Here is a 6,109-nt window from a genome sequence, read left to right on the forward strand (position 1 = left end):
GCAGATACGCCGCAGCCGTGGCCGACGCCGGTCCGCCTACGAGCGCTCTTCCGGAATCTCGCCGTAGTCCTGTGCCATGTACCGGCTCGACGCGGGCGCGAACAGCGCGCCGAGCGCGCCGACGACGATGATCGCCAGCAGCGTCCCCCACAGCGGCTGATGCGAGTCGGTCAGCAGCGACCACGCCACCGGCAGCAGCAGCACCTGCGCGATGACCGCGATGGCCCGCCCCCAGCGCTTGCCGCGCAGCAGCCCGATGCCCGCGGCGAGGACGCCGCCGAACAGCACGCCGAACCAGATGGCGGTACCGCTACCGCTGGCCACCGACTGGTCGTGGCCGGTCAGCGCCCGCACGACGAGCACGATCGCGGTGATCACGCCGACCAGGCCCTCGAAGGTCACCAGCGCCCCGGCCACCCGGATCGCCGTCGGAATCCCGCGCGAGCGGGGGTCGTCGCCGGACTGCTGGTCACCGTCTGTCACGTCGCGCTCCACCACACGGCCAAGCCTACGACGCGGCCCTCGGCGCACGCGCGGCACCGCAGCGCACCACCGCACCGCGCGGTCTGTTCACGATCGCCCATTACCCTCGACTCGTGCGGACGCTGCTCATCGTCAATCCGAATGCCACTTCGACCACCCCGGCGACCCGGGATCTGCTCGCCCATGCGCTGGAGAGCCGAACGCAGCTGACCGTCGCGCACACCCAGCATCGCGGCCACGCGGCCGAGCTCGCCCAGTGGGCATCCACGCAGGAGATGGACCTGATCGTCGTGCACGGTGGCGATGGGACGGTCAACGAGACCATCAACGGTTTCCTGCCGCTGCCGCAGGTCGGCGACGATCAGGTCTGGCGACCCCGGCTCGGCATCATCCCCGGCGGCTCGGCGAACGTGTTCGCCCGCGCGCTCGGCATCTCACCGGATCCGGTCACCGCGACGAATCAGCTCATCGATCTGCTCGCCCGCGACGCCGACCGCCGGATCGGCCTCGGACTCGCCGACGATCGATGGTTCACCTTCAGCGCCGGCGTCGGGCTCGACGCTGATGTGTGCGAGTCCATCGATGTCGCCAGGGCGAAGGGCCGCAAAGCCACGCCCGCGCGTTATCTGCGCACCACCGTGCGCCAGTTCTTCCGCGCCCGGCGCGAGGAACCGCGCGTCACCGTGGAGGTCGAGGGACACGATCCGGTGGAGTCGGTCTATTACGCCTTCGTCACGAATTCGAGCCCGTGGACCTATCTCGAGGACCGCCCGGTTCGCACCAATCCGGGCACCACCTTCGAAAGCGGGCTCGGGGTGTTCGCGGTGCGGTCGATGAGTGTCGCCCGCACCCTGCTGCTTGCCCGGCAGTTGCTGGCCGAGAATGGAAATCCCCAGTCGGACATACTGTTCCGCGAAGACGACGTGCCGTCGGTGCACGTCGAAGCGGACGGTGAGATCGGCCTGCAAATCGATGGCGACTTCATCGGAAAACGCAAGATGGTGCATTTCACATCCGTGCCCGGCATCCTCGATGTGGTGGCCCCCAAACCGTCCTGAGCTCGGGACACGCGGAAAAATCTCCCGGTTGCGCTGCGAAAACCGGGAGACGCGAGTACAAAGGACCGGGCGGGTTCCCCTTACGGGGTCTCTAGAGCGTGATCTCCCCCACGGTGCGCCGGACACCTATTGACATCTACGGTGTTCGTGAAAGCATTCACAAGCAACCGTGCGGAAACATTCGAGTCGCACAAGTGAACGATCCACTAACCAGCGGTGCCCTTTGTGGCGCCCATGCGAAGGAGCAGAGGAATGGACTGGCGCCACAAGGCCATCTGTCGCGACGAGGACCCCGAGCTGTTCTTCCCGGTGGGTAACAGTGGTCCTGCGCTCGCGCAGATTGCCGATGCCAAGCTGGTCTGCGCCCGCTGCCCCGTCACTGCCGATTGCCTGTCGTGGGCCCTGAAGTCCGGACAGGATGCCGGCGTGTGGGGTGGAATGAGCGAAGACGAGCGTCGCGCGCTCAAGCGGCGCAACGCGCGCACCCGTACGCGCACCTCCGTCTAGTCGACGAGGAGGCGTTGCCGGGCCAGCAGCCCCGGCCCGGTAACGCATGTGAGAACCCGGCACCTCGCGGTGCCGGGTTTATTGTTGCCCCACAGCGGTTTTCGGCGCTTATCAGCGCGCGGAACGCCGCCCCAGCGGAACCCTGAGCACCGCGTCGGTGCCCACATCGGCACCGGGGTGCAGGCCGATCGAACCCCCGAGTTCGGAGGTCACCAGGGTCCGCACGATCTGCAGGCCGAGCCGGTCGGAGCTCTCCAGGCTGAAGCCGGCGGGCAGGCCACGGCCGTCGTCGCTGATGATCACGTCGAGCCAGCGGGCCGACCGTTCCGACCGAATCGTCACGGTACCGTTCTCGCCCGGGTCGAAGGCGTGCTCGATGGCGTTCTGCACCAGCTCGGTCAGCACCATCACCAGCGGTGTCGCCCGCTCCGCGGAGAACACACCCAGCGAACCCGCCCGGCGCACCTTGATCCTGGCGGTGTGCACCGTGGCCACGTCGGCCATGATCGGCAGCAGCCGATCGACGACCTCGTCGAGGTCGACCTCTTCGTCCACCGACATCGACAGCATCTCGTGCACCGAGGCGATCGAGGTGACCCGGCGCACCGACTCCGTCAGCGCGACCTGCGCCTCCGGATTCTCCGTGCGACGCGCCTGCAGCCGCAGCAGCGCCGCCACCGTCTGCAGGTTGTTCTTCACCCGGTGGTGGATCTCGCGGATCGTCGCGTCCTTGCTGAGCAACGCGCGATCGCGCCGCTTCACCTCGGTGACATCGCGCACCAGCACCGCGGGCCCGGCCAGTTCCCCGCCGGGCCGCATCACCAGCGTGCGCAGCAGCACGGTGGCCCCGCGCGCCTCGACCTCCATCCGGCGCCCGGTGCGCCCGGCCAGCGCGGCCTGGATGTCGGCCACCACCTCCTGCGCGTCGAACGGATCGGTGATCAGCGAGCGGGTGGTCACCGCGAGATCCTGGCCGACGAGATCGGCCTGCATCCCCATGCGGTGATAGGCCGACAGCGCGTTCGGGCTGGCGTAGACGACGATGCCCTCGGTGTCGAGGCGGATGAAACCGTCGCCGGCGCGCGGGCTGGAATGGGTGGCCGCGCGGTCCTCCGGCGTGGGAAAGCTGCCGTCGGCGATCATCTGGCACAGGTCGTCGGCGCAGGACACGTAGGCCGTCTCCAGCGTGCTGCGGACCCGCGAACGCGCCAGATCGGAATCGCGGCTGAGCACCGCGATCACGTCGTCACCGCAGCGCACCGGAATGGCTTCGCGGACGGCGTGCACCGGACTGGGGTGATAGACCCCGCTCACCTCCACCTCGGTGTCGGTGCGCACCGTGCGCCCGGTGAGCAGTGCCTCGAAGACCTGCGGGAAGTCCGCGCGCGAGGCCGTGGTGTCGACCTTGTCGTCGAGGTGCACGGTGGGCGCGGTGGTCGGCCGGATCTGGGCGACGCACACCACGTCGGCGCCGTCGGCGACCGGTCCTGCGCCCACCCACAGCAGCAGATCCGAGAACGAGAGGTCGGCCAGCAACTGCCAGTCGCCCACCACCCGCTGCAGATGATCCACGGCGATACCGGGAAGGTCGGTGTGTTCGGCCAGGAGCTCGCTCAGTGTTGCCACGCTGGATCTACCGCCGTGCCGTTACGCGATGGTGGCGATCAGATCGCCCGCTTGTAGGACCTGGCCCGGCGTGACGTCGATCGAGGTGACATCGCCCTCGACCTCGGTGAGGACCGGGATCTCCATCTTCATCGACTCGAGCAGCACCAGGGTCTGATCGACCTCGACATGCTCGCCCACCGAGACCTCGACAGCGAGCACGGTCGAAACCATCTCCGCGCGCACTTCTTCAGGCATGGCACCCCGTTCACGTAGTCGTTCGGCCACCGCGATGCGGTGCTGGCCGTATCCGCCGAAGCTACAGCCAACCACACGTGGAACAATGGCCGTCGATCAGACCGAAGAAGGGAGCCACCTATGGGTAAGCGTGGACGTAAGAAGCGCAGCCGCAAGGGCAACGCAGCCAACCACGGCAAGCGGCCCAACTCCTGAGCCGCGCTCAGAAGCTGGAAAAGGGGCACCCGATGGGTGCCCCTTTTTTGTGTCTCGACCGAGTGCTCAGCCCTCGGTGGTCTCGATCCTGGTGACCGTGATCGAGCGGTGGATCTCCAGTTTCAACCGGTCGCGCAGGCCCTCCGGAGCGTGCTCACCACCGCATTTGCGGCTGAGCAGGCTCTTGATCTTCTCCTCGATGCCGTAGGCCTCGATGCACGGACTGCAGTGGTCCATGTGCTCCTGGAGCCGGTCCCGGGTGGCCTGATCGCATTCGCCGTCGAGCATGAGCCAGACGTCCGCGAGAACCGCGGTGCAGTCCATCTCCATATCGGGGTCGCTCACTTGACTACCTCCTGGCGTTCCCCACGGTCGAATCCACGTTCGCGCGCCACGTCGGCGAGCAAACCCTTGAGCTGTTTGCGGCCGCGATGCAGCCGGGACATCACGGTACCGATCGGGGTGCCCATGATGTCGGCGATTTCCTTGTACGGGAAGCCTTCGACATCGGCGTAGTACACCGCCATCCGGAACTCCTCCGGCAACTGCTGCAACGCGGCCTTGATCTCGTCGTCGGGCAGGGCGTCGAGCGCCTCCACCTCGGCGGAGCGCAGACCCGTCGAGGAATGCTCGGCGGTAGCCGCGAGCTGCCAGTCGGTGATCTCGTCGGTCGGGTACTGCGCGGGCTGGCGCTGCTTCTTGCGGTAGGAGTTGATGTAGGTGTTGGTCAGGATGCGGTACAGCCAGGCGCGCAGATTGGTGCCCTCTTTGAAGGACTTGAATCCCTGGAACGCCTTGACATACGTCTCCTGCACCAGGTCCTCGGCGTCGGCCGGGTTCCTGGTCATCCGCAGGGCGGCGCCGTAGAGCTGGTCGAGCATCGGGAGCGCGTCGCGCTCGAACCGTGCCGCCAGCTCGGCTTCGTCGACTCCTGAGCCGGATGCCCCGGCAGGCACCACGTCATCGTCGCTCGTCACACCAATCCCTTCGATCGCCGTAGTCACCGAATCTACCGGCACTACGGAATCGAGCGGCAATCGCGCACCCCCGGGCGAGCTGGGACGCTCCTCGAGCAGCAGTGTCACGCTCTCTCCTTCACGGGTCACGGGCGGGTGTTCGTCATTCGTGTGCAACATGCACCCCCGGATCCGTGTTCCCGGGCCGCCCGAAATTTGTTTGCCGAGGGGTGCCGGCGCGTGGTTACTGTGACGCCCATGGCATCGACTCCGGCGATCAAGGCGCTCACCGCCGCGGGGATCACGCACCGCGTGCACAGTTACCACCACGATCCGCGGGCGGAGTCCTTCGGTGACGAGGCCGTGGACGCTCTCGGCGGGGAGCTGGGCGTGCGGGCGGAGCAGATCTTCAAGACGCTGGTGATCGAGCTGTCCACCGGCGCACTGGCCGTCGCCGTGCTGCCGGTGCCCGCCAAGCTGTCGTTGAAGGCGGCCGCCGCGGCGCTCGGCGCGCCGAAGGCCGCCATGGCGGACAAGACGAAGGCCGAGCGCACGACCGGGTACGTCCTCGGTGGGGTCAGCCCGCTCGGGCAGCGCAAGAAGCTGGCCACCGTCGTCGACGCCTCGGCGCTGACCTGGGACCGGGTGCTGTGCAGCGCGGGCAGACGGGGCCTGGAGATCGAGCTCGCCCCCGCCGATCTGGTCCGCGCCGCCGACGCGGTCACGGCGCCCATCACGAGCTGAAGCCATCCGATCGAGGTCCGGTTCCGAATCCACTGCGACGCATTCCGCGCCCGGTACGACCGATTCGACCCGAGGATGTGATGCGAGAAATGTCCACTCGTTCGACGATCGCCACCCTGTCCGGTGCTCTCGTCCTGACCTTCGGCGCGCTCACTTTCGCCGCGCCCGCCACCGCCATCCCGCCGGTCGCGCCCTCGGCGCCGACCGAGCCCGGCGACTACCCGCTCAACGGGCAGGGCAGCCCGAAGAACTCACCGCAGGCCGCGCCGCAGGAAGACGAGAAGGCCGAGAAGGCGGAGAAGC

At 67.8% G+C, this 6,109-nt stretch carries 10 protein-coding genes; 5 read left to right on the top strand and 5 right to left on the bottom strand.

Annotated elements, in window-relative coordinates; translation table 11 throughout:
- Positions 1 to 36: 36 nt before the first annotated feature.
- Complete coding sequence (locus QH270_RS32150) at positions 37 to 483, bottom strand: hypothetical protein (RefSeq protein WP_280348315.1); 447 nt, start codon at positions 481 to 483, stop codon at positions 37 to 39.
- 113 nt (positions 484 to 596) lie between these two features.
- On the opposite strand from QH270_RS32150, the gene QH270_RS32155 reads away from it, so the two are divergent.
- Together QH270_RS32155 and QH270_RS32160 are read left to right on the top strand one after the other, a co-directional pair.
- Positions 597 to 1,541 carry a diacylglycerol/lipid kinase family protein gene (locus QH270_RS32155; RefSeq protein ID WP_280348317.1) on the top strand — a complete coding sequence of 315 codons (945 nt, stop codon included), beginning with the start codon at positions 597 to 599 and terminating at the stop codon, positions 1,539 to 1,541.
- 252 nt (positions 1,542 to 1,793) lie between these two features.
- The gene (locus QH270_RS32160) at positions 1,794 to 2,048 is read left to right on the top strand and encodes a WhiB family transcriptional regulator (RefSeq protein WP_022567051.1); all 255 of its coding nucleotides are present in this window, start codon (positions 1,794 to 1,796) and stop codon (positions 2,046 to 2,048) included.
- 111 nt (positions 2,049 to 2,159) lie between these two features.
- Here QH270_RS32160 and QH270_RS32165 read toward each other — a convergent pair whose 3' ends face one another.
- Positions 2,160 to 3,674, bottom strand: a complete 1,515-nt coding sequence (locus QH270_RS32165; RefSeq protein ID WP_280348319.1) for a sensor histidine kinase — start codon at positions 3,672 to 3,674, stop codon at positions 2,160 to 2,162.
- A gap of 21 nt (positions 3,675 to 3,695) precedes the next feature.
- Positions 3,696 to 3,911 (bottom strand): biotin/lipoyl-binding carrier protein, encoded by a 216-nt coding sequence (locus QH270_RS32170; RefSeq protein WP_233000365.1) that lies wholly within the window; start codon positions 3,909 to 3,911, stop codon positions 3,696 to 3,698.
- 120 nt (positions 3,912 to 4,031) lie between these two features.
- Between QH270_RS32170 and QH270_RS34770 the strand changes: the two genes are divergently transcribed.
- Positions 4,032 to 4,106 (top strand): 50S ribosomal protein bL37, encoded by a 75-nt coding sequence (locus QH270_RS34770; protein WP_110293457.1) that lies wholly within the window; start codon positions 4,032 to 4,034, stop codon positions 4,104 to 4,106.
- Between the two features lie 66 nt (positions 4,107 to 4,172).
- Here QH270_RS34770 and rsrA read toward each other — a convergent pair whose 3' ends face one another.
- Both rsrA and QH270_RS32180 read right to left on the bottom strand, forming a co-directional pair.
- A complete protein-coding gene (gene rsrA / locus QH270_RS32175) occupies positions 4,173 to 4,436 on the bottom strand; it encodes a mycothiol system anti-sigma-R factor (RefSeq protein ID WP_110036847.1) in 264 nt (87 codons plus the stop codon).
- A gap of 11 nt (positions 4,437 to 4,447) precedes the next feature.
- Positions 4,448 to 5,242, bottom strand: a complete 795-nt coding sequence (locus QH270_RS32180) for a sigma-70 family RNA polymerase sigma factor (RefSeq protein WP_432420464.1) — start codon at positions 5,240 to 5,242, stop codon at positions 4,448 to 4,450.
- A 78-nt stretch (positions 5,243 to 5,320) separates the two neighbouring features.
- On the opposite strand from QH270_RS32180, the gene ybaK reads away from it, so the two are divergent.
- Together ybaK and QH270_RS32190 are read left to right on the top strand one after the other, a co-directional pair.
- Entirely contained in the window at positions 5,321 to 5,806 is a 486-nt protein-coding gene (ybaK, locus tag QH270_RS32185) for a Cys-tRNA(Pro) deacylase (protein WP_280348323.1), read from the top strand.
- 89 nt (positions 5,807 to 5,895) lie between these two features.
- A partial coding sequence (locus tag QH270_RS32190; RefSeq protein WP_280348326.1) for a hypothetical protein occupies positions 5,896 to 6,109 on the top strand: 214 nt, incomplete at its 3' end.

This window comes from Nocardia neocaledoniensis, from assembly GCF_029868625.1.
GTDB lineage: Bacteria > Actinomycetota > Actinomycetes > Mycobacteriales > Mycobacteriaceae > Nocardia > Nocardia neocaledoniensis_A.